The sequence below is a fragment of the Streptomyces candidus genome, assembly GCF_014207445.1.
Lineage (GTDB): Bacteria > Actinomycetota > Actinomycetes > Streptomycetales > Streptomycetaceae > Streptomyces > Streptomyces candidus.
In genome coordinates, this window is record NZ_JACHEM010000001.1 from 262,301 (window position 1) to 287,040 (window position 24,740).

General features: G+C 69.6%; 21 protein-coding genes, 1 pseudogene and 1 riboswitch. Of the genes and pseudogenes, 8 read left to right on the plus strand and 14 right to left on the minus strand.

Going from position 1 to position 24,740, the window contains the following annotated elements; translation table 11 throughout:
* Positions 1–3: 3 nt before the first annotated feature.
* Complete coding sequence (locus HNQ79_RS01120; protein WP_185025808.1) at positions 4–249, minus strand: hypothetical protein; 246 nt, start codon at positions 247–249, stop codon at positions 4–6.
* A gap of 245 nt (positions 250–494) precedes the next feature.
* Here HNQ79_RS01120 and HNQ79_RS01125 point away from each other — a divergent pair, with 245 nt between their 5' ends.
* Together HNQ79_RS01125 and HNQ79_RS01130 are read left to right on the plus strand one after the other, a co-directional pair.
* Positions 495–1,256 carry a rhomboid family intramembrane serine protease gene (locus HNQ79_RS01125; protein WP_185025810.1) on the plus strand — a complete coding sequence of 254 codons (762 nt, stop codon included), beginning with the start codon at positions 495–497 and terminating at the stop codon, positions 1,254–1,256.
* Positions 1,253–1,534, plus strand: coding sequence for an Lrp/AsnC family transcriptional regulator (locus HNQ79_RS01130; protein WP_185026533.1), 282 nt, complete (start codon positions 1,253–1,255; stop codon positions 1,532–1,534). Before HNQ79_RS01125 ends, HNQ79_RS01130 begins: the two co-directional genes overlap by 4 nt.
* A gap of 6 nt (positions 1,535–1,540) precedes the next feature.
* Here the strand turns inward: HNQ79_RS01130 and HNQ79_RS01135 are convergent.
* From HNQ79_RS01135 to ctaE, 6 genes and pseudogenes are all read right to left on the minus strand, one after another.
* Positions 1,541–2,956 (minus strand): annotated as a pseudogene (locus tag HNQ79_RS01135) (aminotransferase class V-fold PLP-dependent enzyme); the annotation flags it as partial.
* Positions 2,957–3,188: 232 nt separating this feature from the next.
* Positions 3,189–3,306, minus strand: a riboswitch (SAM riboswitch).
* Between the two features lie 94 nt (positions 3,307–3,400).
* Positions 3,401–4,465, minus strand: a complete 1,065-nt coding sequence (trpD, locus tag HNQ79_RS01140) for an anthranilate phosphoribosyltransferase (RefSeq protein ID WP_185025813.1) — start codon at positions 4,463–4,465, stop codon at positions 3,401–3,403.
* Positions 4,466–4,620: 155 nt separating this feature from the next.
* Positions 4,621–6,258: a cytochrome bc1 complex cytochrome b subunit gene (gene qcrB, locus HNQ79_RS01145; RefSeq protein ID WP_185025815.1), complete on the minus strand. Its 1,638-nt coding sequence runs from the start codon at positions 6,256–6,258 to the stop codon at positions 4,621–4,623.
* Positions 6,255–7,307 (minus strand): cytochrome bc1 complex Rieske iron-sulfur subunit, encoded by a 1,053-nt coding sequence (gene qcrA / locus HNQ79_RS01150; RefSeq protein WP_185025818.1) that lies wholly within the window; start codon positions 7,305–7,307, stop codon positions 6,255–6,257. Before qcrA ends, qcrB begins: the two co-directional genes overlap by 4 nt.
* Complete coding sequence (gene qcrC / locus HNQ79_RS01155; RefSeq protein ID WP_185025820.1) at positions 7,304–8,113, minus strand: cytochrome bc1 complex diheme cytochrome c subunit; 810 nt, start codon at positions 8,111–8,113, stop codon at positions 7,304–7,306. Before qcrC ends, qcrA begins: the two co-directional genes overlap by 4 nt.
* Before the next feature lie 77 nt (positions 8,114–8,190).
* Positions 8,191–8,811, minus strand: coding sequence for an aa3-type cytochrome oxidase subunit III (gene ctaE, locus HNQ79_RS01160; protein WP_185025822.1), 621 nt, complete (start codon positions 8,809–8,811; stop codon positions 8,191–8,193).
* A 229-nt stretch (positions 8,812–9,040) separates the two neighbouring features.
* Between ctaE and HNQ79_RS01165 the strand changes: the two genes are divergently transcribed.
* The gene (locus HNQ79_RS01165) at positions 9,041–9,460 is read left to right on the plus strand and encodes a DNA-binding transcriptional response regulator (RefSeq protein WP_185025824.1); all 420 of its coding nucleotides are present in this window, start codon (positions 9,041–9,043) and stop codon (positions 9,458–9,460) included.
* A gap of 101 nt (positions 9,461–9,561) precedes the next feature.
* Here HNQ79_RS01165 and HNQ79_RS01170 read toward each other — a convergent pair whose 3' ends face one another.
* From HNQ79_RS01170 to ctaC, 4 genes are all read right to left on the minus strand, one after another.
* Positions 9,562–10,815: a L,D-transpeptidase gene (locus HNQ79_RS01170; RefSeq protein ID WP_185025825.1), complete on the minus strand. Its 1,254-nt coding sequence runs from the start codon at positions 10,813–10,815 to the stop codon at positions 9,562–9,564.
* 136 nt (positions 10,816–10,951) lie between these two features.
* Positions 10,952–11,350: a cytochrome c oxidase subunit 4 gene (locus tag HNQ79_RS01175; protein ID WP_185025827.1), complete on the minus strand. Its 399-nt coding sequence runs from the start codon at positions 11,348–11,350 to the stop codon at positions 10,952–10,954.
* A complete protein-coding gene (gene ctaD, locus HNQ79_RS01180) occupies positions 11,347–13,089 on the minus strand; it encodes an aa3-type cytochrome oxidase subunit I (RefSeq protein ID WP_185025829.1) in 1,743 nt (580 codons plus the stop codon). The genes HNQ79_RS01175 and ctaD overlap by 4 nt, the downstream gene beginning before the upstream one ends.
* Positions 13,086–14,084, minus strand: coding sequence for an aa3-type cytochrome oxidase subunit II (gene ctaC, locus HNQ79_RS01185; RefSeq protein WP_185025831.1), 999 nt, complete (start codon positions 14,082–14,084; stop codon positions 13,086–13,088). The genes ctaD and ctaC overlap by 4 nt, the downstream gene beginning before the upstream one ends.
* 289 nt (positions 14,085–14,373) lie before the next feature.
* Here ctaC and HNQ79_RS01190 point away from each other — a divergent pair, with 289 nt between their 5' ends.
* The gene (locus tag HNQ79_RS01190; RefSeq protein ID WP_185025833.1) at positions 14,374–15,789 is read left to right on the plus strand and encodes a cysteine desulfurase/sulfurtransferase TusA family protein; all 1,416 of its coding nucleotides are present in this window, start codon (positions 14,374–14,376) and stop codon (positions 15,787–15,789) included.
* A gap of 147 nt (positions 15,790–15,936) precedes the next feature.
* Here the strand turns inward: HNQ79_RS01190 and HNQ79_RS01195 are convergent, their stop codons facing one another.
* Complete coding sequence (locus HNQ79_RS01195) at positions 15,937–16,911, minus strand: carbohydrate kinase family protein (RefSeq protein ID WP_185025835.1); 975 nt, start codon at positions 16,909–16,911, stop codon at positions 15,937–15,939.
* A gap of 201 nt (positions 16,912–17,112) precedes the next feature.
* Between HNQ79_RS01195 and HNQ79_RS01200 the strand changes: the two genes are divergently transcribed.
* Entirely contained in the window at positions 17,113–17,331 is a 219-nt protein-coding gene (locus HNQ79_RS01200) for a hypothetical protein (protein ID WP_185025837.1), read from the plus strand.
* Between the two features lie 161 nt (positions 17,332–17,492).
* The gene (locus HNQ79_RS01205) at positions 17,493–19,007 is read left to right on the plus strand and encodes a hypothetical protein (protein WP_185025839.1); all 1,515 of its coding nucleotides are present in this window, start codon (positions 17,493–17,495) and stop codon (positions 19,005–19,007) included.
* Positions 19,008–19,102: 95 nt separating this feature from the next.
* Here the strand turns inward: HNQ79_RS01205 and HNQ79_RS01210 are convergent, their stop codons facing one another.
* Positions 19,103–19,459: a HesB/IscA family protein gene (locus HNQ79_RS01210; RefSeq protein WP_185025841.1), complete on the minus strand. Its 357-nt coding sequence runs from the start codon at positions 19,457–19,459 to the stop codon at positions 19,103–19,105.
* A gap of 292 nt (positions 19,460–19,751) precedes the next feature.
* On the opposite strand from HNQ79_RS01210, the gene nadA reads away from it, so the two are divergent.
* On the plus strand, positions 19,752–20,948 hold the full coding sequence (nadA, locus tag HNQ79_RS01215) for a quinolinate synthase NadA (protein ID WP_185025843.1): 1,197 nt from the start codon (positions 19,752–19,754) through the stop codon (positions 20,946–20,948).
* Between the two features lie 132 nt (positions 20,949–21,080).
* A complete protein-coding gene (locus tag HNQ79_RS01220; RefSeq protein WP_185025845.1) occupies positions 21,081–21,470 on the plus strand; it encodes a YciI family protein in 390 nt (129 codons plus the stop codon).
* A gap of 88 nt (positions 21,471–21,558) precedes the next feature.
* On the opposite strand, the gene HNQ79_RS01225 is transcribed toward HNQ79_RS01220, so the two are convergent.
* The gene (locus HNQ79_RS01225; RefSeq protein WP_185025847.1) at positions 21,559–24,720 is read right to left on the minus strand and encodes an efflux RND transporter permease subunit; all 3,162 of its coding nucleotides are present in this window, start codon (positions 24,718–24,720) and stop codon (positions 21,559–21,561) included.
* Positions 24,721–24,740: the final 20 nt, after the last annotated feature.

The following is a 24,740-nucleotide window of genomic DNA, read 5'->3' on the forward strand; positions in this document are numbered from 1 at the left end:
TCCCTAGGAGCCGGCGTCCGGCCTGTCCACCAGTTCGATCTGATCCACCGCGTTGCACCAGCGGCAGCGCACGGACTCGATGGTCTCACTGACCACCTCGCGTTCCTCGACCTTCGACTCCCCGGCAAGGTCCAGGTGGACGTACTCGACGACCTTCGACGAGCGGGTCACGTCGAACCGCGTGAGATTTCCGCAGAGCGTGCAGCGCCACCGGGTCGCGGCAGTCGGCAGGGGAACCGTCGTCGTCATGCGTACCGTCCTCTTCCTTCGAAAATACGAGAAACTACGAAACCTACGAGCACTGCGACACGCCGGGCGTGTCTCGTACGTCGTTGCCGCGGTGCGCCGTCGAACTGCGGATACCCTGCGCGCAACCCTACGGCCTACCGGTACCCCGCGCGGAGGGCAGCCGACCCTTGAGACCGGTACCGCGGGGGCGGACCACCGGCGAGCCGGAACGGGAAGGGCGGCGGTGTTGCCGCATGCTCGACACCATGAGCAAGGTCACGGTCAAGGCCCCCCGGCAGGTCCTGGGCCTCGCCTCCCGCTGGCGGGCCCTCTCCCGCGCCCCCCTCGTGACGTACTCCGTGATCGGCGCCTGCTGTGTGGTGTTCCTGCTCGGCCCGGCCTCCGGCTTCAACCCGTCGTACGGCACCGGCGACGCGCTCCTCCTCGCGCAGGGCGCCTACTTCGAGCGCTGGGGCGTCGTCCCCGAGGAGCTCGTACAGCTCGGCCCGCACGCCCTGCTGACCCCGCTCACCGCCCTGTTCGTGCACGGCAACTGGCTGCACCTGCTGGGCAACATGCTCTTCCTGTACGTCTTCGGCGCGATGACCGAGGAAGGCATGGGACGACTGCACTACGCGGTCTTCTACGTCGTCACCGGCTACCTCGCGCTCGTGGTGTACGCCGTCGTGCACGCGTCCTCGACGGAGACGCTGGTCGGGGCGTCCGGCGCGATCTCCGCGGTGCTGGGCGCGTTCCTGTGCCTGTTCCCGCACGTACGCGTCACCAGCGTCTTCCCCTTCCTCCTCTTCCTCCCGCTGCGCTTCCCGGCGTGGATCGTGCTGATCTTCTGGTTCGTGCTCCAGTGGCTGGCCGCGCAGGGTCTGGGCACCGGGCCGGGCGTCGCGTACCTGGCGCACGTGGTGGGCTTCGCGGGCGGCTTCCTCTACGCGTGGGCGCGATTTCGCCGTACGGCTAGAGTGAGGGCCGCAGCAGCGCCACCGGCCACCGAGGGAGAAAGCCAGCCGTGATCACCGCGATCGTGCTCATCAAGACCAGCGTGGACCGGATCCCCGAGATCGCCGAGTCGATCGCCGCGCTGGACAGCGTCAGCGAGGTCTTCTCCGTCACCGGTACCTACGACCTGATCGCCATGGTGCGCGTCGGACGGCACGACGACCTGGCGGACATCATCCCCGGCTCGATCAGCAAGATCCCCGGCGTCGAGGCGACGGACACCCACGTCGCGTTCCGCACCTACTCGCAGCACGACCTGGAGGCCGCGTTCGCGATCGGCCTCGACGGCTGACTCCCGTGGCCCGCAACGCCCGTCCTCGGTGCGGTAGTTCCACTGCGCACCGTTCGCCACGAGCTCCTTCACGGCCCGTACGAAACGTTCCACGTGCTCGTCGGGGGTGCCCGCGCCGAAGCTCACCCGGATCGCGTTGAGGGACCTCTCGCCCGGCCCGGCCTCGGGTGCGCCGCACTCACCGGCCTCCTGCGGATCGCTGCCGAGCAGTGTGCGCACCAGCGGGTGGGCGCAGAACAGGCCGTCCCGTACGCCGATGCCGTACTCGGCGGAGAGCGCGGCGGCGAAGTGCGAGCTGTTCCAGCCGTCCACCACGAACGAGAGGACGCCGACGCGCGGTGCCTCGTCGCCGAACAGCGAGAGCACCTTCACGGCGGGCACGTCCGCGAGCCCTTCGCGCACCCTGCGCACCAGCGCCTGCTCGCGCTCGACCAGGGCGTCGAATCCGGCCTCGGTGAGCGCCCTGCACGCGGAGGCGATGGCGTACACACCGATCACGTTCGGCGAACCGGCCTCGTGGCGCGCCGCGGTGGTGTGCCACTCGACGTCCACGCCGCCGTCCGCACGCCGCGCGACCTTCTTCGACGCGCCGCCACCGGCCAGGTACGGCTCGGCCGCCCGCAGCCAGTCTGCCCGCCCGGCGAGCACCCCGGAGCCGAACGGCGCGTACAGCTTGTGCCCGGAGAAGGCCACCCAGTCGACGTCCAAGTCCCGCACCGAGAGCGGGTGGTGAGGGGCGAGCTGGGCGGCGTCGAGCACGATCCGCGCGCCGTGCGCGTGGGCGACGGCGGCGAGCTCGCGCACCGGCCAGATCTCCCCCGTGACGTTCGAGGCACCTGTCACACACACCAGCGCGGGACCCTTGCCGTTGCCCGAACCAGGCCCGCGGCCGTCGCAGGGGGTCCGGTCGGCGAGTGCGCGTTCCAGCGTCTCGACGGCCTGCGCGGGCGTGCGGGGCGCGTCCAGGTACGTCACCCGGGCGTCCTGCCAGGGCAGCAGCGACGCGTGGTGCTCGGTCTCGAAGACGAACACCTGGCAGTCGGCGGGCAGTGCGGAAGCCAGCAGGTTCAGCGAGTCGGTCGTCGACCGGGTGAAGACCACCTGGTCGTCGTCCCGGCAGTCGAGGAACTCGGCGACCGTCACCCGGCTGTTCTCGAAGAGGTCGGTCGAGAGCTGCGACAGGTACCCGGCCCCCCGGTGCACGCTGCCGTAGTACGGGGCGTACGCCGCGACGTCGTCCCACACACGCTGCAGCGCCGGAGCGCTCGCCGCGTAGTCGAGGGCCGCGTAGGTGACCTCGCCCCCGGTGACCAGGGGCACGGCCACGTCCCGTCCGAGAACGGGCAGCGGCTTCCCGCAGCAGGGCTCTTCGGACGCGGCGGGGGCGGACGGGGTGGCGGTGGCGAAGGACTGAGCGGGCATGACGGAACTCCCGGCAGGACAAGGCGGAATGGCTTCGACACGTCCCGCACGCCTGACGCAGGCTCACTTGCCGTGGCGCGTACGGGAGTTGCCTCGACGCACGGCCGTCACAGGCCGCACGGAGGTGAAGGTGGAACGGGGCCGAAGGGCCCTATCGCATTCGCTTGCTCACGAGACTGCTCCCTTGAGGACCAGGACCCCAGGGGCGCGCCACTCCGAAGGAGTGCGCAGGGGTCCGCGCTTGCCGTAGACCTCGCTGCCTACGACCTGGTCTTCACCCGGGGCACCCCGCCACGGACGGAGGGTTGCCGGACAGCGGGCCGGGGCCGTAGTCGCTGTCACTCATGACCTGTGCAGCATCTTGCCACACGATCCACGACGCGCAAGAGCGCGGTCCGCTCGCCGAGACGGGCGGACCGCGCTCCGCGCCACGGGTGCGGCGGGTCAGGCGTTGCTGGCCGCCACCCACCGCTCCAGCGCCCGCTGGGCGGCGCCGGAGTCCAGCGACTGCCTGGCCCGCTCGATCCCGGCGGCGATCCCCTCGTTCAGCGAACCCCCGCCGGGCCCCAGGGCCACCAGCGCCGCCGCCGTGTTGAGCAGCACCGCGTCCCGTACGGGGCCCTTCTCGCCCGCCAGGAGCCGGCGTGCCACCTCCGCGTTGTACGACGCGTCCGCGCCCCGCAGCGCCTCCACGGGGACGATCTCCAGGCCCACGTCGCGCGGGTCGAAGGCCTCCTCGTGCACGGCCCCGTCGCGTACCACCCACACCCGGGACGTCGCGGTGGTGGTGAGCTCGTCGAGGCCGTCGTCGCCGCGGAAGACGAGCGCGCTGTTCCCCCGCTCGGCCAGCACGCCCGCCACGATCGGCGCCATCCTGGCGTCGGCGACTCCGACGGCCTGGGCGCGCACCCGGGCCGGGTTGGTGAGGGGGCCCAGGATGTTGAACGTGGTCTGCGCGCCGAGCTCCCTGCGGGCCTTGGCGGCGTACCGCAGCGCGGGGTGGAACTTCACCGCGAAGCAGAAGGTGATGCCGGCCTCCTCGGCGACCTCCGCGACCCGCTTCGGCGTCAGGTCCAGGTTGACGCCCAGCTTCTCGAGCACGTCGGAGGAGCCACTGGCCGAGGAGGCGGCCCGGTTGCCGTGCTTGACGACCTTGGCGCCCGTCCCGGCGATGACGATCGCGGACATGGTGGAGATGTTGACGGTCTTCGCCAGGTCGCCGCCGGTGCCGACGATGTCGACGCTGGGACCCGGCACCTCGATGAGGCGGGCGTGTGCGTACATCGCCCGTACCAGCCCCGTCACCTCCTCGACGGTCTCGCCCTTGGCGCGCAGCGCGACCGCGAAGCCGGCGATCTGCGCGTCGGTGGCCTCGCCGCTCATGATGCGGTCCATGGCCCAGGCGGTGTCGTCGGCACCGAGGTGCTCGCCGCGCAGCAGGGGGTTGAGGATGCCCGGCCAGCCGCGGGCCGCCACGCTGTCGCCGCCGACGGGGGTCACCACGTTCATGGTCCGCTCCAGGGTCCACGAGCCGGTCAAGGCTGCCGATAGGGGTGGCCCCACCCTATCCAGCGCGGGGGACAGCGAAGAGCCCCGTCCGACGTACGGACGGGGCTCCTGCTGTGGCGGACAGTTCCGGGCCGCGGGCGCGACCCGGCCGGGGATCAGTGGTGGCCGTGGCCGCTGGTGATCTCCTTGTACTCCTCGGCGGTGGGCTTGGCGATCTGGTTGCCCTCGCCGTACATGCCCTTGCTGAGCTTGGCGCGCAGCTTCTGGGTCGGGCCCACCTTGCGCTCGACGCCGTTCTCGTCCACGGAGGGGCCGATCTCGGCCGGCGCGTACTGCTCGTGCGCCGTGAGCGTGTGCAGCTGGTCCTGGCCGAGCGGCTCGTGGATCTCGACGAACTCACCGTGCGGCAGCCGCTTGATGATGCCGGACTCGCGTCCGTGCAGCACCTTCTCGGCGTCCCTGCGCTGGAGACCCAGGCAGATCCGCTTGGTGATGATGAACGCCAGGACCGGACCGGCGAAGAAGCCGATGCGCACGAACCAGGTGATCGAGTTGATCGACAGGTGGAAGTGCGTGGCCCACAGGTCGTTTCCACCGCCGACGAGGCCGATGAAGTAGACCGTGATCCAGGCGACGCCGAAGCCGGTGCGGGTCGGGCTGTTGCGGGGGCGCTGCGCGATGTGGTGCTCGCGCTTGTCCCCGGTGACCCAGGACTCCAGGAACGGCCACACCGCGATGACGGCGAGGATCAGACCGAAGAGCGTCAGCGGGATGAACACACCCAGGGCGAGCGTGTGACCCCAGAGGTTGATCTCCCAGCCCGGCATGACACGCACCAGACCCTCGGCGAAGCCCATGTACCAGTCGGGCTGGGCGCCGGTGGACACCTGGTCCGGACGGTAGGGGCCGAGCGCCCACACCGGGTTGATCGTGAACAGCGCCGAGATCATCGCGATGACACCGAAGACCAGGAAGAAGAAGCCTCCGGCCTTGGCCATGTAGACGGGCAGCAGCGGCATGCCGACGACGTTGTTGTTCGTGCGGCCGGGGCCCGCGAACTGGGTGTGCTTGTGGTAGAAGACCAGGATCAGGTGGGCCACCATCAGGCCGAGCATGATGCCCGGCAACAGCAGGATGTGGACCGAGTAGAACCTGGCGACCATGTCGTGGCCGGGGAACTCGCCGCCGAACAGGAACATCGAGATGTACGTGCCGACGACCGGCACGGACAGGATCGCGCCCTGCGTGAAGCGGACACCGGTGCCCGACAGCAGGTCGTCCGGGAGCGAGTAGCCGGTGAAACCGGTGAACATGCCGAGGACGAACAGCAGGAAGCCGAACAGCCAGTTGACCTCGCGCGGCTTGCGGAAGGCACCCGTGAAGAAGACGCGCATCATGTGCACGAACATCGCCGCGAGGAAGATCAGCGCGGCCCAGTGGTGGATCTGCCGGATCAGCAGGCCGCCGCGGACGTCGAAGCTGATGTCCAGCGTCGACGCGTAGGCCTCCGTCATGCGGATGCCGTGCATCGGCGCGTAGCTGCCGTGATAAACGATCTCGTTCATCGACGGGTGGAAGAACAGCGTCAGATACACACCCGTGAGGATGATGATGAGGAAGCTGTACATGGCGATCTCACCGAGCATGAAGGACCAGTGGTCCGGAAAGATCTTGCGCATGTTGGCCTTGGCGAGGGAGTAGATCCCCAGTCGGCCGTCCGCCCAGTCGGCGACCCGCTCACCGGCGGGGGCCTTCTGCTGCGGCTTGGATTCGGTAGTCGTCGCAGTACTCATCCGCGCTCCCAGAACGAAGGACCGACGGGCTCGTCGAAGTCGCCCAGCGCTTCGAGGTAACCCTCGCCGTTCACGCCGATACGCAGCTGCGGGAGTGCGTGACCGGCGGGGCCGAAGATGACGCGGGCGCCGTCGGAGAGGTCGAAGGTGGACTGGTGGCACGGGCAGAGGACGTGGTGCGTCTGCTGCTCGTACAGGCTGATCGGACAACCCACGTGGGTGCAGATCTTGGAGTACGCGACGATGCCCTCGTGCGCCCACTCGCGCTGCTTCTTGTCCTTGATCTCGTCCGGCTGGATGCGGACGATCATCAAGGCGTCCTTGGCGATCTTCGTGTTGAAGTCGTGGTCGTCCTCCTTCAGGCCTTCCGGCATGGCGAAGGTGAGCGAACCCACGACGACGTCCTCCGCACGCAGCGGCTCCATCGTGTTCTGGTTGATGAGCAGCTTGCCCTTCGCCCAGGACGTCGTGCGGAGCCTCTTCTCCGGCAGCGGACCGAGGTCGCGCAGCAGCACGACGCCGGACAGCGGCACCAGGGCCAGTGCGCCGAACATCGTGGTGCGGATCAGCTTGCGGCGGCCGATCGCGGACTCCTGGGCGCCGGCCTTGAAGTCGGCCATGACCTTGGCCTTGACCTCGGGCGTGGCCGAGATCGGGTGGCGCTCGTCGGCGACCTCCACGTCGGACATCAGGGTGCGGGCCCAGTGGACCGCGCCCGCGCCGATGCAGAACAGGGCGATACCCAGGGTCATGCCCAGGGAGAGGTTCAGCGCGCTCACGTGGCCCAGCGGCCAGACGTACACGATCCGGTCGATCGGGAACGCCACGAAGGAGGCGATGAAACCGACCGTGGCCAGCATGGACAGCGTGAACAGGAACGCGACCACACGCTCGGACCGCTTGGCCGCGCGCTCGTCGAGGTCCTGGATACGCGGCTTGTGCGGCGGCAGGCCCGGGTCCGCGAACGGATCGTCGTTGCGCGCCACCTCGCCGTGCGCGTCGCCCTGCTCAGCAGGCAGGGACTCTTCTGGATTCTCTTGGCTACTCATGACTTCTTGGCCTTAGCGGTGTGGGCCGCGACCCAGACGGCGACTGCGATGAGCGCACCCAGACCGAAGATCCAGGCGAACAGACCCTCACTGACGGGGCCGAGATTGCCCAGTCCGAAGCCGCCGGGGCTCGGGGTCTCTTCGCCATTCACGGCCTTGACGTACGCGATGATGTCCTTCTTCTCCTTCTCCGGCATGGTGCTGTCCGGGAAGGAGGGCATGTTCTGCGGGCCGGTCTGCATGGCCTCGTAGATGTGCTTCGGCGAGACGCCCTCCAGGCTGGGGGCGTACTTGCCGTGGGTCAGGGCGCCACCCTCACCGGTGAAGTTGTGGCACTGCGCGCAGTTGGTGCGGAACAGTTCGCCACCCCTGCCGATGTCGGCGCCTTCGGGGTTGGTCTGGCTTTCGGTCGGCGTGATGGGACCGGCGCCGAGAGAGGCCACGTACGCGGCGAGCTGATCGATCTGCGCCTGCGTGTAGATGACCTTCTTCTTCGGCACCTGTGCGCCGGGCTGCTGCGCCGGCATGCGGCCGGTGCCGACCTGGAAGTCCACTGCGGCGGAGCCCACTCCCACGAGGGAGGGACCGTCAGTGGTGCCCTGACCGCCGGTTCCGTGGCAGCTTGCGCAGCCAACGGCGTAGAGCTTCTTGCCCTCCTCAATGGCGAGGGACTGGGCGGTCTCGTCGGCCTGCGCCTTGCCCGCAGGCGCAAACGCGGCGTACAGCCCCCCAGTGGCCGCCAGCGCGAGGAGTAGGACGACGACCGCCGCCAGCGGATGGCGTCGTCGTGCGGAGAGCTTTTTCACGGATTACCCCGGTGTCAGGATCTTCTGCGTCGATGCGGGAAGTGTTGCGGGCTCGGGCCCGGGCTCGTGGAGCCGGGTTACTTGATCATGTAGATCGTGGCGAACAGGCCGATCCAGACGACATCGACGAAGTGCCAGTAGTAGGACACGACGATGGCGGCTGTCGCCTGCTCGTGAGTGAATCTCTTGGCGGCATACGTCCGGCCCAGGACCAGCAGGAAGGCGATGAGTCCGCCTGTCACGTGCAGTCCGTGGAATCCGGTCGTCAGGTAGAACACCGAACCGTACGGGTCCGACGAGAGCGAGAGGCCCTCGTGCTTGACCAGCTCGGTGTACTCGTACACCTGGCCGCCGATGAAGATCGCACCCATCACGAACGTGATGATGAACCACGTCCTGAGCTTCTTCACATCGCCCCGCTCGGCGGCGAAGACGCCGAGCTGACAGGTGACGGAGGAGAGCACCAGGATCGAGGTGTTGGTCAACGCGAACGGGAAGTTCAAGGCCGAGGCCTTTTCGCTCCAGAACTCGGGACCCGTCACCGATCGCAGGGTGAAGTACATCGCGAAGAGGGCCGCGAAGAACATCAGCTCGGAACTCAACCAGATGATGGTTCCGACGCTGACGAGGTTCGGCCGATTGACCGAGGGGTGCGCGTGCCCGGTATCTACTGTCGTTGCTGTCGCCACGACCGACATTATGTCGGTCGCTTATCCCGCCCTCACCCCGGGGGGTGCCGTTCGGAGTGTCAAGAGGGTGTGTCCTGCCCGAACGGCCCATCGAAGAGCGGTGCGAAGCGGTGTGGCGGGGGCGGCCGACGGAGTAGCATCCGCGCATCGGAGCGAGCCCGACCGGCCCGCTGCACTGTCCTGAAAACCCCGAGAACACCGCGCAGTTCACCGCGAAACCGGACGTCACGGAGGAACCATGCAGCAGCCGACCGCCACGGTGCTGGTCTACAGCGACGACGCCAGCACCCGCGAACAGGTGAGGCTCGCCGCCGGTCGCAGGCCGGCCGCCGACGTACCGCCGGTCGAGTTCCTGGAGTGCGCCACGCTGCCCGCCGTACTGAAGGCGCTGGACGCGGGCGGAATCGACGTGTGCGTACTGGACGGCGAGAGCGTCCCGGCCGGCGGCATGGGCGTCTGCCGGCAGATCAAGGACGAGATCTTCGACTGTCCGCCCGTGCTGCTGCTCATGGGGCGTCCGCAGGACGCCTGGCTGGCCACCTGGAGCCGCGCGGAGGCGGCGGTGACGCTGCCCGTCGAGCCGGTGGGCTTCGCCGCCTCGCTGGCCGCGCTGCTGCGCACCCGCCGCACGGACCGCACTCCTCCGGTACGGGCCTGACACCTCGTCGTACGTGCCCCTGGGCCGCCGCGTGCGGCCCGGGGGCACGGAGTGCGGCCGGGACGTCACGCGCCGCTGCCCCGCTCCGCCCGAGCCCGTCCTCAGACCCGGGGGCGCAGCCGGGGGGCGCGGACCCGGTCGCGCTGCTCCTCGGTGGCGGCGAGCAGGGCGCTGCCCTTGCGCCACTTCTTCCAGGGGACGTTCCAGTCGCCGAAGCCGTTGCCGAAGGGGTCCATGTCGGCGCCCCGGCTGCCGACGACCTTGACGATGTCGCCCGCGCGGACGGTCTCGTAGAACCAGCTCGCGTTGCCGGTGGACATGCCCGTGCAGCCGTGGCTGACGTTCGCGTTCCCCTGTGAGCCGACCGACCAGGGCGCGGCGTGCACGTACTCGCCGCTCCAGGTGACCCGGGTCGCGTAGTAGACCGGCAGGTCGTACGAGTCGCTGGTGCCGCGCGGGATGCCGATGCTCGTGCCGCGCATCCGTACGAAGTACTCCTTGCCGAGTACGACCTTGACGCCGTTGCGGGTGGAGAAGCCGCGCTTGCCCGTGGTCACCGGAATGGTGTTGATCACCTCTCCGTTGCGCCTGACCGTCATGTAGTGCGACGAGGCGTCCGTGACGGCCTCGATCTTGTCGCCGATGGTGATCTTCAGGGGGGCCGTGGCGGTCCCGTACAGGTCCTTGGCGACCTTGATGCCCTCCAGGGTGCTGTGCGCCCTGACGGTGGCTCCGGAGGGCCAGTAGGCGCGCGGACGGTAGTGCAGGAGCTTGTCGTCCACCCAGTACCAGGAGCCGTCGACGGACGGCTTGGAGTCCACCTTCAGGGCGCGCTCGACGACCGCCCGGGCGCGCGGGTCCTTGACCGGGGCGCTGAGTTCGGCGGTGAGGGGCTGTCCCACGCCGTACTTGCCCGCCTCGGGGCCGAAGGTGAGCTCCAGCTTCTTCTTGCCCGGGGCGGTCCGGAAGCCGAGCCTGCGCACGCCGGGGGCGCCGCCGCGGTCCTCGGTGGCGACGCGGACCGTGTAGTCGGCCCCTGCGGCCAGAGGAGCGGTGGAGTGCCAGCGGGACCCGTCGGCGGCGAGTTCGCCCGCCACCTGGCGTCCTGCGGCGTCCGCGGCGATGACGTCGGTGATCCGGGCCTCGTCGGCCGCGACGGTCACCTCAAGCGGCTTCTCGGGGTCGGCGTCGGTGCTGCCGGGCCTGCCGTTGAAGGTGACCTGCCGCGCCGCGTCGTACGGCTTCGCGGAGAGCGAGGTGACCCGGGGTTCGCCGCATGCGGTCAGTCCCGCCCCGAGGGAGGCGATCAGCAGGGTGCAGCTCAGGACCGTCCGGCTTCGGGGTGCGTGGCTCATGATCACACGATATGAAGCATCGTCAGTCCGAGCGCGTTGGAAGTGCTCAAGTGACTGCAAACGAATGAGGGGCTCGTCCACCTGATCGTTCTCAGGTGGACGAGCCCCTCAGGAGGTGCTGTCGCCGGCAGCGGTCCTACTGGGTGCGGTTCTCACCGCGGTAGAACTCGAAGACCCAGCCGAACAGGCCGACCAGGATCAGCGGCAGCGAGAAGAACAGCAGCCACCAGCCCATCGCGACCGCGAGGAAGGCGAAGGCGCCGCCGATGGCCAGCGAGAGCGGCTGCCAGCTGTGCGGGGCGAAGAAGCCCAGCTCACCGGCCTCGTCCGCGACGTCGGCCTGCTTGTTGTCCTGGGCCATCGCGTCGACCCGCTTGGCCGTGAAGGCCAGGTAGAAGCCGATCATCAGGCTCAGTCCGAAGGCCAGGACCAGCGCCGTGGTGCCCGCGGGCTCCTTCGACCACACGCCGTACACGCCGGCCATGATCAGGATGAAAACGCTCAGCCAGATGAACAGCCAGCCTTGGATCTTCACTTGCCCGTCTCCTTCGCGCTGAGGGCGAGCTGCTCGATGCCGTTGTCACGGTGGTTCTCGAGCTGGTCGATGGCCGAGATCTCCGGGTGGTGCAGGTCGAACGCCGGGGATTCGGACCGGATGCGCGGCAGCGTGAGGAAGTTGTGCCGCGGCGGCGGGCAGGACGTCGCCCATTCGAGCGAACGGCCGTAGCCCCAGGGGTCGTCGACCTCGATCTTCTTGCCGTACTTCGCGGTCTTCCAGACGTTGTAGAAGAACGGGAGCATCGACAGGCCCAGCAGGAACGAGCTGATGGTCGAGATCGTGTTCAGTGCGGTGAAGCCGTCGGCCGCGAGGTAGTCCGCGTAACGCCGCGGCATGCCCTCGGCACCGAGCCAGTGCTGCACCAGGAACGTGCCGTGGAAGCCCACGAACAGCGTCCAGAAGGTGATCTTGCCGAGCCGCTCGTCCAGCATCTTGCCGGTGAACTTCGGCCACCAGAAGTGGAAGCCGGAGAACATCGCGAAGACCACGGTGCCGAAGATGACGTAGTGGAAGTGCGCGACGACGAAGTACGAGTCCGAGACGTGGAAGTCCATCGGGGGCGAGGCCAGGATGACGCCGGTCAGACCACCGAAGGTGAAGGTGATCAGGAAGCCGACGGCCCAGAGCATCGGGGTCTCGAAGGACAGTGAGCCCTTCCACATCGTGCCGATCCAGTTGAAGAACTTCACACCGGTGGGCACTGCGATGAGGAACGTCATGAACGAGAAGAACGGCAACAGCACGCCGCCCGTCACGTACATGTGGTGGGCCCATACGGTGACCGAGAGGCCGGCGATCGCGATGGTCGCGGCGATCAGACCGATGTAGCCGAACATCGGCTTGCGGCTGAAGACCGGAATGACCTCGGAAATGATGCCGAAGAACGGCAACGCGATGATGTACACCTCTGGGTGTCCGAAGAACCAGAAGAGGTGTTGCCACAGAATCGCTCCGCCGTTGGAGGCGTCGAAGATGTGGGCACCGAACTTACGGTCCGCCTCCAGGGCGAACAGCGCGGCCGCCAGCACCGGGAAGGCGAGCAGGACCAGGACACCGGTCAGCAGCACGTTCCAGGTGAAGATCGGCATGCGGAACATCGTCATGCCGGGCGCGCGCATGCAGATGATCGTGGTGATGAAGTTGACCGAGCCGAGGATCGTGCCGAAGCCGGAGAAGGCCAGACCCATGATCCACATGTCGGCGCCGACGCCCGGCGAACGGACCGCGTCCGACAGCGGGGAGTAGGCGAACCAGCCGAAGTCGGCCGCACCCTGCGGGGTGAGGAAGCCCGCCACCGCGATGATCGACCCGAAGAGGTACAGCCAGTACGCGAACATGTTCAGCCGCGGGAACGCCACGTCGGGCGCGCCGATCTGCAGCGGCATGATCCAGTTCGCGAATCCGGCGAACAGCGGCGTCGCGAACATCAGCAGCATGATCGTGCCGTGCATCGTGAACGCCTGGTTGAACTGCTCGTTCGACATGAGCTGCGTGCCGGGACGAGCGAGTTCGGCGCGCATGAAGAGCGCCATCACGCCACCGATGATGAAGAACACGAACGACGTGATGAGGTACATCGAGCCGATCGTCTTGTGGTCAGTGGTGGTGAGCCACTTGATCACAATGTTTCCCGGCTCCTTGCGCCGCACGGGCAGCTCGTTCTCGTACGAGTCGATTGCTGCCGCGGCACCCTTGGGTTCGTTGAGGATGCTCACAGTTTGTTCGTCTCCGCATTCCGGGCCGGGTCGGTCTGGGCGATGCCGGCCGGGATGTAGCCGGTCTGACCCTTCGCCGCCAGGTCCTTGAGGTGCTGCTTGTACTCCTCGGGGGAAACGACCTTGACGTTGAAGAGCATCCGGGAGTGGTCCACGCCGCAGAGCTCGGCGCACTTGCCCATGAAGATGCCCTCCTTGGTGGGAGTCACCTCGAAGGCATTGGTGTGGCCGGGGATCACGTCCTGCTTCATCAGGAACGGCACCACCCAGAAGGAGTGGATGACATCACGCGAAGTGAGGACGAACCGGACCCTCTCACCCTTCGGCAGCACCAGCGTGGGGCCGGGGTTGTTGTTCTCCGGGTTGCGGGTTCCGGGGATGCCGTAGTCGTAGACGCCCTCGGCACCGTCCGGGAACTGCTTGGTGAACTTGTCCGGAACCGCACCGAGTTCCTTGGGAACGCCGGTCTTCTGCTGGGTCTTGGGGTCGGTCTGCGGACCGGTGGACTTGTTGCCGTCCACGTCCTCGACGTAGTTGAAGCCCCAGCTCCACTGGTAGCCGACCACGTTGACGGTGTGGGTCGGCTTGTCGTCGAGATGCAGGAGCTTCGTCTCGTCCCGGGCGGTGAAGTAGAACAGCACCGAGACGATGATGAGCGGGGCGACCGTGTACAACGCCTCGATGGGCATGTTGTAACGAGTCTGCGGTGGTACCTCGACCTTGGTGCGGCTGCGCCTGTGGAAGATGACGCTCCACAGGATCAGGCCCCACACCAGCACGCCCGTGACGAGCGCTGCCGCCCACGAGCCCTGCCAGAGGGAGAGGATCCGCGGCGCCTCTTCCGTTACCGGGGTGGGCATCCCCAGACGGGGGAAGTCCTCCCATGTGTACGAGCAACCAGAGGCGGTCGCCAGGACCACGCCCGCGGTCAGCACCTGGAGCAGCTTCCGCCGCATCGGGCGCCGCGACGAGCGGTCGGAGCCGTTGGGACTCACGTAGCGCCTTCCCGAGAGTCTCGCCCGCGCGTGTAGTGGTGGCTGCGGCCATCTGACTGGTCGGTCGCCGGCCCTGACGCGGGCAGGGGTTTGGATGTTTATGCGGACCAAACCCTACTGGACGCATTTTGGGGTCGCGCGGGGAGGGTGCCCAACGCGCCGCACCTCTCCCCGAAGGGGTGGCCCCGCGACGGGTTGTCCGCGGAACCCTCGCCTCCGCCCGGCATCCGGCGCTCCCTGCCCCGATGGGCGTACCGGCCGGAGCGCGAGCGGCGGCTAGCGTGGCCCGGTGCCCTACTTCGACGCCGCTTCCGCCGCTCCCCTGCACCCCGTTGCCCATCAAGCGCTGCTTGCCTCCCTGGACGAGGGGTGGGCCGATCCCGCCCGGCTGTACCGCGAGGGGCGCCGGGCCAGGGTGCTCCTGGACGCCGCCCGGGAGGCCGCGGCCGACGCCGTCGGCTGCCGCCCCGACGAACTCGTTTTCACTCCTTCGGGAACCCACGCGGTGCACACGGGAATTGCCGGGGCCCTCGCGGCGCGTCGGCGTGTCGGCCGTCATCTGGTGACCTCCGCCGTAGAACACTCCTCCGTACTCCATTCGGCCGCCGCCCACGCGGCGGACGGCGGGTCGGTGACCGAGGTCGGCGTCGGCCGGCTGGGCGCGGTGGCCGTCGGGGAGTTCGCGGGGGCGCTGCGCGCCGACACGGCGCTGGCGTGCCTGCAGTCCGCCAATCACGAGGTCGGAACGGAGCAGCCGGTGGCCGACGTCGCACAGCAGTGCCGGCGGGCGGGTGTGCCGCTCCTGGTGGACGCCGCGCAGTCGCTGGGTTGGGGCCCGGTGGACGGCGAGTGGTCACTGCTCACGGCGAGCGCGCACAAGTGGGGAGGGCCGGCGGGGGTCGGCCTGCTGGTCGTACGCAAAGGGGTGCGGTTCGCACCGCGGGGGGCGGCGGACGAGCGGGAACAGGGCCGCTCCCCCGGCTTCGTGAATCTGCCGGCCGTGGTCGCGGCGGCGGCTTCGCTGCGAGCGGTGCGGGCCGAGGCGCAGGCGGAGGCGGCGCGGCTGCGGGAGCTGGTGGAGCGGATCAGGGCGCGGGTCGCGGAGTCGGTGGCGGACGTGGAGGTGGTGGGGGACGCGGTGCGGCGGCTGCCGCACCTGGTCACCTTCTCCTGTCTGTACGTCGACGGGGAGAGTCTGCTGCACGCGCTGGACGCGGCCGGGTTCTCGGTCTCCTCCGGGTCCTCGTGCACGAGCAGCACGCTGACGCCGAGCCATGTGCTGCGGGCGATGGGGGTGCTGTCGGAGGGGAACGTACGGGTGTCGCTCCCGCGGGGGACGGCGGCGGAGGAGGTGGAGAGGTTCCTGGAGGTGCTGCCGGGGGTGGTGCAGGGGGTACGGGCGGAGCTGGGCGCTCCCGTGCCGGAGGCGCCTCGGGCGGCTGCGGGGGCGGGTCCGGCCGTGGGCGCGGCTGTGGCTGCCGGGGCCGTCACCGTGGACGCGCTCGGGAAGCGGTGCCCGATTCCGGTGATCGAGCTGGCGAAGGTGATCGGGGACGTGCCGGTCGGGGGGACGGTGACCGTCCTCGCCGATGACGCGGCGGCGCGTCTGGACATTCCGGCGTGGTGCGGGATGCGGGGGCAGGAGTACGTGGGGGAGGAAGTGCGGGAGAGGGGGGTGGCCTACGTGGTGCGGAGGGTGTCGTAGGGGGCGGGCGGGGGTGCGGGCCCCCTACGGGCGGTGGGACATCGTCCGGTGGTCCGGTGGGGGCCGCCCCGTGCCCGCCCGTTCCGCCCCCTCGGGCGGCCCCGCCACCCGAGGGGGCGGGGCGGGGGGCCGCCCGTGGAGGTGCCGTCAGGACAGGTGGGCGCGGACTTCGGCTGCGGCCTCGTGGCCGTAGGCCTTCGTGAAGCGGTCCATGAAGCCCGCGCGGCTCAGGGTGTACTCCTGGGTGCCGAGCGTCTCGATGACCAGCGTGGCGAGCATGCAGCCGATCTGCGCGGCGCGCTCGTGGTTGACGCCCCAGGCCAGGCCCGAGAGGAAGCCCGCGCGGAACGCGTCGCCGACGCCCGTCGGGTCGACCTTCGCCTCCTCCTCCGCGCAGCCCACCTCGACGGTGTCCAGGCCGAGCTTCTCGATGCGCACGCCGCGCGAGCCGAGCGTGGTGACGCGGTGGCCGACCTTGGCCAGGATCTCGGCGTCGGTCCAGCCGGTCTTCGACTCGATGAGGCCCTTCTCGTACTCGTTGGAGAAGAGGTACGTGGCGCCTTCGAGCAGCGTGCGGATGTCGTCGCCGGACATGCGGGCGATCTGCTGCGAGAAGTCCGCGGCGAAGGGGATGGAGCGCGAGCGGCACTCCTCGGTGTGGCGGAGCATCGCCTCGGGGTCGTCCGCGCCGATCAGGACCAGGTCCAGGCCGCCCACCCGGTCCGCGACGGACTTGAGCTCGATCTGCCGGGCCTCGCTCATCGCACCCGTGTAGAAGGAGCCGATCTGGTTGTGGTCGGAGTCCGTGGTGCACACGAAGCGGGCGGTGTGCAGGACCTCGGAGATGCGGACCGAAGCCGTGTCGACGCCGTGCCGGTCGAGCCAGGCGCGGTACTCGTCGAAGTCCGAGCCGGCCGCGCCGACCAGGATCGGCTTGGTGCCGAGCTGGCCCATCCCGAAGCAGATGTTCGCGCCGACGCCGCCGCGCCGTACGTCGAGGTTGTCGACGAGGAAGGAGAGGGAGACCGTGTGCAGCTGATCCGCGACCAGTTGGTCGGCGAAACGGCCGGGGAAGGTCATGAGGTGGTCGGTGGCGATGGAGCCGGTGACTGCGATACGCACGGCGGGGCTGCTCCCTGTGGGGATGGTGGGAAGACTGACGAGAACGATGCGACAGCCCAAACTACCGGGTCGTGCCCGCGGCCCGAAGAGGCAAAACTACCCGATAGTAGGGCTTTTTTGCTGAGGCCGCAGGTGCATACGGTGCGAGGAGACCGGGGCTCTCGCGGTTCACGCGGCCCCTTGAGTACGGGAGTTGCCCCAATGCCGAAGCACAGCGTCACGACCCCCGCCCGTACCGCCGCCAGGTCCGAACTCGACGGCGGGTGGGCGCAGTTGCAGGGGGACTGTGCGCGCATGGTGGCGCACTGGGCGGTGCCTGCCGCGGTGGCCGAGCGCGTTCCGGCGTCGCTGATCCACGGCGTGGTGGTGCCGCCGGCATCCGCGCGGCTGGTGGGCGCGATGCCGGAGTACGGAGCGTGAGCGCGCGGCACGGCTGCGGCCTCCGGGGCACGCCCGCGGCGGGGCTCTGACGCGCGGGCGTACGGAACCGGAAGCGCGCCGGCTCCGTCCCACCGGTGTCTCCCGCGCTGGGGGCAGTCGCAATCGGGCGCCGTGTGCGGCGCAGGCGAAGGAGCGATCCGGTGAGCAGCGAGCAGGACACGGAACGCACCCCCCGTCGGCGGCGTTCTCCGGCGGCCGTCGCCTCGGTGGCCGCCGCGGTGCTGCTGGTCGGCGGCGGGGGCGCGTACTGGGCGGCCTCGGCCGGCGGCGACGGGGCGGGCAACCCGCGGGAGCCCGGCGGCGCTCCCCCGCTGCTGGCCCTGGACGGTCATACCGACGCGGGCGCCGGAGGCGTGGGCGCGCGGGGCACGGGGCCTACGCCGTCCGGCAGCGGTCCCGGGATCGCGCCGGGCGAGCCGGACCCGCACGGCGGTTTCGGCGGCCGGGTGGTCTACCGGGCGGCCGGGGACCTGCCGGACGGGCCGGAGAGGGCCGCCGTGCACCGGGCGCAGGGCCTGGTGTCCGAGGGCGAGGTCCGCCGGCTGGCGCAGGCCCTGGGGCTGATGGACACGCCGACGCGCGCGGGCGGAACGTGGGTGGTCGGTGCGGTGGCGGACGGTTCGGGTCCGCAGTTGCGGGTGGACGAGCGCGCGCCGGGGGCCTGGACGTTCGCGCGCCACCCGACCGCCGAGGGAAGTGTCGACTGCGTCCAGGGCAAGCAGTGCGCGCCGGGGACGCCGGTGGGCGAGGAGACGGCGAAGAAGGCCGCCGCGCCGGTACTGAAGGCGTTGGGGATCGAGGACGCGAAGCTGGACGCGGGCCAGGTGCTGGGCGGTGCCCGGGTGGTGAACGCGGACCCGGTGGTCGGCGGATTGCCCACGTACGGCTGGATGACCGGCATTCCGGTCGGGCCGGACGGCCGTGTGAGGGGCGGCAGCGGCCAGTTGAAGGGGCTCACCAAGGGCGCCGAGTACCCGGTGGTCGGGGCGCAGGAGGCGCTGGGGCTGCTCAACAGGTCGGGGCGGGGCGGCGCACTGCCGGACATCGGCGGCTGCGCGACTCCGGTGCCCGTGGAGAAGGACAGGGGCCAGGTGGAGCCCGTGGCTCCGGGTGAGGGTACGGAGCCGTCCCCGGGGCTGGGGAGGATTCCGCCGTGCGAGCCCCGGCAGGTGCCGCAGCGCACGGTGACGGTCGATTCCGCGGTCTTCGGGCTGTCGGCGCAGTACGCGGACGGGCAGCGGATGCTGGTGCCGTCCTGGCTGTTCCGTATACGGCCGACCGGGGACGAGAAGCCGTACACGGTGACCTATCCGGCGGTGGAGCCGAAGTTCCTGAAGGCGCCCGGTCCGTCGGTGAGCGCGTCTCCGCCCGGCCCGTCGGACGGTCCGGCGGCACCCGGCCGGCACGTGGAGTCCTACTCGGCGGACGGCAGGAAGCTCACGCTCAGCTTCTGGGGCGGGGTGTGCAGCACGTACACGGCGGAGGTGACCGAGCGCGACAGGTCCGTCGAGGTGCGGATCGTGGAGACCGAGACGGAACCGGGCCGGGCCTGCATCGCGATCGCGAAGAAGCTCACGGCGACGGCGACGCTGGACGGGCCGCTGGACGGCCGCGAGGTGCTCGGCGAGGGCGGGGAGGCCGTACCGAAGGGCTGACGCCTGCCGTACGGCAGGCGGCGCCCCGTCGGGCACGGCGAAGGCGGACGGCCCGGAGTCCGGGTCGTCCGCCTTCGCCGTGCCCGATGACGGGACTAGTTGAACGAGTCGCCGCAGGCGCAGGAGCCCGTGGCGTTGGGGTTGTCGATCGTGAAGCCCTGCTTCTCGATGGTGTCGACGAAGTCGATGGAGGCACCGCCCAGGTACGGGGCGCTCATCCGGTCGGTGACGACCTTCACGCCGTCGAAGTCCTTGAGGACGTCGCCGTCGAGCGAGCGCTCGTCGAAGAAGAGCTGGTAGCGCAGGCCCGAGCAGCCACCGGGCTGCACGGCGACGCGGAGCGCGAGGTCGTCGCGGCCCTCTTGCTCCAGCAGGGCCTTCACCTTGGCCGCGGCGGCGTCGGACAGGAGAATGCCGTCGCTCACGGTGGTCTTGTCGTCCTGAACGGACATCTACATCTCTCCCGGGTTGTACGGACTGCTTGCCGACGGTTGCAACCGGCGGGGCCGCGGAGAAATTCCGGGCCTGCGTGCGTGTCTTGTTCTTTCATGCTCGCACACCGGCGCCGGGGCGGACGCGGGTCGGGGCGCCCGGTGTGCGCGGGGACGGCACCGGGAATTTCGTCACATCGACGAGATCGGCATCGTCAAAGTGACGTGAAGCAGTTATGATAGATAGCGTCAATTCGACGAAAAGGCCCTCTGTCCTTCCTACGGGCCCCTCTCGCATCGCAGAACAGAAAGGGTGCGTGTCGTGACCACCGCCCAGCCCCGCCAGGCCGTCGACCTCGACGTCCAGCCGTCGCCCCTCGCCCTGCTGCTCCTCGGCCGTGAGGCCGACCCCAGGAGCGAGCGTGGCGTGGAGTGCCCCGGCGACCTGCCCTCGCCGTCCGACCCGGACCTGGTGGAACGCGCCCGCGCCGCGAAGGAGAAGCTCGGGGACAAGGTCTTCGTCCTCGGCCACCACTACCAGCGCGACGAGGTCATCCAGTTCGCCGATGTGACCGGCGACTCCTTCAAGCTCGCGCGCGACGCGGCGAACAAGCCGGAGGCCGAGTACATCGTCTTCTGCGGCGTGCACTTCATGGCCGAGTCCGCCGACATCCTCACCTCCGACGACCAGAAGGTCGTACTGCCCGACCTGGCGGCCGGCTGCTCGATGGCCGACATGGCGACGGCCGAACAGGTCGCGGAGTGCTGGGACGTGCTGACGGACGCCGGTGTCGCCGAGTCCGTGGTGCCCGTCTCGTACATGAACTCCTCCGCCGACATCAAGGCCTTCACCGGCAAGCACGGCGGCACCATCTGCACCTCCTCCAACGCGAAGCGGGCCCTGGACTGGGCGTACGAGCAGGGCGAGAAGGTGCTCTTCCTCCCGGACCAGCACCTGGGGCGCAACACCGCCGTCCGCGACATGGGGATGTCGCTGGACGACTGCGTGCTCTACAACCCGCACAAGCCGAACGGCGGGCTCACGGTCGAAGAGCTACGCAACGCCAGGATGATCCTGTGGCGCGGGCACTGCTCGGTGCACGGCCGCTTCTCGCTGGAGTCGGTGGAGGACGTCCGGGCCCGGATCCCCGGCGTACGGGTCCTGGTCCACCCGGAGTGCAAGTACGAGGTCGTCGCCGCGGCGGACGAGGTGGGCTCCACGGAGTACATCATCAAGGCCCTGGATGCCGCCCCCGCCGGGTCGAAGTGGGCGATCGGCACCGAGCTCAACCTGGTGCGCCGCCTCGCCAACGCGCACCCGGACAAGGAGATCGTCTTCCTCGACAAGACCGTCTGCTTCTGCTCCACCATGAACCGCATCGACCTCCCCCACCTGGTGTGGACCCTGGAGTCGCTCGCCGCGGGCAACCTCGTGAACCGCATCGAGGTCGACCGCGAGACGGAGAGCTTCGCAAAGCTGGCGCTGGAGAGGATGCTGGCCCTCCCGTAGCCCGTCGGAACGCTCCCGTGCCGGGCCCCCGGTTCGTCTCGCGGGCCGGGGGCCGATGAGTTTCGCCGGGAAGGACGGTCCAACCTTCAGCAGGGAACAACGGAGCCCACCCGGCACGAGGAGCGCGGACCGATGCTGTACATGATCCAGATGAACGTGGACGCCGACAGCTGGGACAGTGTCATGTCGTCCTACGGCCCGGACGACATGAAGGCGATGTTCGCCCACATGGAGGCCCTCAACAACGAGCTGACCTCGGCGGGCGAACTGGTCGAGGCGCGCGGACTGGGCGGTCCCGGCCTGGCCAGAACCGTACGGGCCGACTCCGAGGGCAAGCCGCAGGTCACCGAAGGACAGGCGGTGAAGGGGCCGATCCTCGCCGGGTACTGGGTGGTCGACGTGCAGAGCGCGGAGCGTGCGTACGAGATCGCCGCGCGCGCCTCCGCGTGCCCCGGACCGGGCGGCAGCCCCGGCAACGACCCGGTCGAGGTGCACGCGATTCCGGACGACCCGACGGTCTGACGTCCGCGCCGCGCTTGCCGCACGCACATGAGTAAGGGGTGCCTTCCCGGAGGGCACCCCTTACTCATGTTTCCGGCCGCGGACGGGGTCAGACCGTCACGTGCTCCCGGTCACCGTCCTGCGACGCCGTGCGGGCGTCGTCCGGCTTCCGTTCGTCCCGCTTGGCCGCCCTCTTCGCCGCCCGGCGCTCCTTGCGGAGCTCCACCATGGCGTACAGGGTCGGCACCAGAAGGAGGGTCAGCAGGGTCGACGTGATCAGGCCGCCGATCACCACGATGGCGAGCGGCTTGGAGATGAAGCCGCCCTCCCCTGTGATGCCCAGCGCCATCGGGAGCAGCGCGAAGATCGTCGCGAGTGCGGTCATCAGGATCGGGCGCAGACGGTGGCGGCCTCCCTCGACGACCGCTTCGACGACGCCCATGCCCTGCGCCCGGTACTGGTTGATCAGGTCGATCAGCACGATCGCGTTGGTGACCACGATGCCGATCAGCATCAGCATGCCGATCATCGCCGGGACGCCCATGGGGGTTCCGGTGGCGAGCAGCAGGCCGATCGCACCGGTCGCCGCGAACGGGATGGACACCAGCAGGATCAGCGGCTGGATCAGCGACTTGAAGGTGGCGACCAGCAGCAGGAACACGATCGCGACGGCTGCCAGCATGGCCAGGAACAGCTTGGCGGTCGCCTCCTCCTGGTCGGCGGAGACGCCGCCGACGGAGACCGTGGCGCCCTTGGGCAGATCGGCCTCGATGTCGTTGATCTTCGCCTGGAGGGCGCTGGAGACCGCACCGGTGTTGTCGCCGACCGGCTTGGCGCTGACGGTCGCCGAGCGGGCACCGTCGATGCGGGTCATGGACACCGGGCCGTCGACCAGCTTCACGTCGGCGACCTGGCCGAGGGTGACGCCGGGGCCGACCGGCAGCTTCTTCAGCTCGTCCATCGTGGACGCGGGCCTGGCGGACTTGACGACGATGTCGCGTTCGGTGCTGTCCAGCATGGCCTTGCCGGACGGGGTGCCGCGTACCGCCTGGGCGACGACCGCGCCGAGCGCCGCGTCGTCGAGCCCGGCCTCGGCGGCCTTCGGGGTGCCCTTGACGGAGATGCGCGGCACGGACTGGGCGAGGTCGCTCCGGACGTCGGTGACGTCCTTCAGTCCGGCGACGGCGGACCGCACCTGTTCCGTCGCCCTGGCGAGCGTGCCGGGGTCGCCCGCCTTGACGACGACGCTCAGGTCCTGGCTGCCGAAGCCGCCGCCCGCACCGACCTTGGTGTCGCCGATGCCCCGAAGGTTCGCGAGCTTGTCCTGGAGCTCCTCGGTGGCCGCCTTGGTGTCCTCGGCGCTCTTCAGGGTGAGCTGATACGTGGCCTGGTGGGCGCCGGAGGCACCGCCGAAGGCCGCCATGAAGCCCGAGGAGCCCACGGTGACCTGGTAGTCCTTGATCGTGTCGACGGACTCGATGGCCTTCTCGACCTTGCGGGCCGCCGCGTCCGTGGCCTCCAGGCCGGTGCCGGGCTCCAGCTTCTGCGAGAGCGAGAGGGTCTCCTGCTCGCTCTCGTCGAAGAAGTTGGTCTTCAGCAGGGGCGCCATCGCGAACGTGCCCAACAGGACGACGAGCGCGATCGCCAGGCTGACCAGGCGGCGCCCGGTCGCGAAGCGGAGCACGGGGACGTACATGCGCTGGAGGCGGGACCTGTTCTCCTGCTCCTCCGCCCTGCGGCGCAGCTCCTGCGGGTCGACGCCCTCCGAGCCCTTGGGGGCGCGCAGGAACCAGTACGAGAGGACCGGGACGACCGTGAGGGAGACGAGGAGGGAGGCGAGCAGCGCGGCCGACACGGTGAGGGAGAACGAGCCGAAGAGCTGGCCCACCATGCCACCGACCAGGCCGACCGGCAGGAACACCGCGACCGTGGTCAGAGTCGACGAGGTGACCGCGCCCGCGACCTCCTTGACGGCGGTGACGATCGCGCTGTACCGCTCCTCGCCGTAGGACAGGTGCCGCTTGATGTTCTCCAGGACCACGATCGAGTCGTCCACGACGCGGCCGATCGCGATGGTCAGCGCGCCGAGGGTGAGGACGTTGAGGGAGAGGTCCCGGGTCCACAGCACGATCAGAGCGAGGACGACGGACAGCGGGATCGAGATCGCGGTGACCAGCGTCGAGCGGACCGACGCCAAGAAGACCAGGATGACGACGACCGCGAAGACGAGACCGAGCGCGCCCTCGGTGGTCAGACCGGATATCGACTTGGAGACCGCCGGGCCCTGGTCGAAGACCGTGGTCAGGGTGGCGCCGGAGCCGAGGGTGTCGCGCAGCTCGGGCAGCTTGTCCTTGACCGCGTCGGAGATGGCGACGGCGCTGCCGTCCTGGTCCATCGTGATCGACAACGACAGGCTGGGACTGCCGTTGGTACGGGTCACCGAGGTCGCCTGTGCGGGCTTCTCCTCGACCGTCGCGACGTCACCGAGGCGTACCGGCTTGGGCGCCGTGGCCTCGCCCGGCTTCGGCTGACCGCTGATCCGCAGGTCCTCGATCTGCTTCAGCGAGGTGAGGCTGCCGCCGACCTGGACGGTGCGGGACTTGCCGTCCTCGGCGAAGGCGCCGGCCGGGACGGTCGCGCCGGCCTGCTGGAGGGCCTGGCCGAGCGTCATCGCGTTGAGCCCCGCGGCGGCCAGCTTCGCGTCGTCGGGGGTGACGGCGACCTGGAGCTCCTGGACGCCGGCGACGGTGACCTGGCTGACGCCCTCGATGTTCTGGAGGACGGGGACCACGGTGCGGTCCAGCTGGTCGGCGAGGGCCTGCTGGTCCTTGTCCGAGGTCACGGCGAGCGTGACGGTCGGCAGGTCGTCCGTGGACCCGGCCACGACCTGCGGGTCCACGTCCTTGGGGAGCAACGCCCGGGAGCGGTTCACGGCCTGCTGGACGTCGGCGACGAGCTGCTTGGTGCCCTCGTCCCCGTAGTCGAACTGGGCCATGATCACGGCGGAGCCCTCGCTCGCCGTGGAGGTCACGGACTCGATGCCGTCGACCGCCTTGAGGGAGTTCTCCAGGGGCTCGACGACCTGCTTCTCGACCACGTCGGGAGCCGCGCCCTGGTAGGGGGCGATCACGGACACCATCGGAAGCTCGATGGTGGGCAGCAACTGCTGCTTGAGCTGCGGGATCGCTATCGCGCCGAAGACCAGCGCGACGATCGACATCAGCCCGATCAGGGCCCGCTGGGCGAGGCTGAATCTGGACAGCCAGGACATGGGTGGAGTCTCTCTTCTGT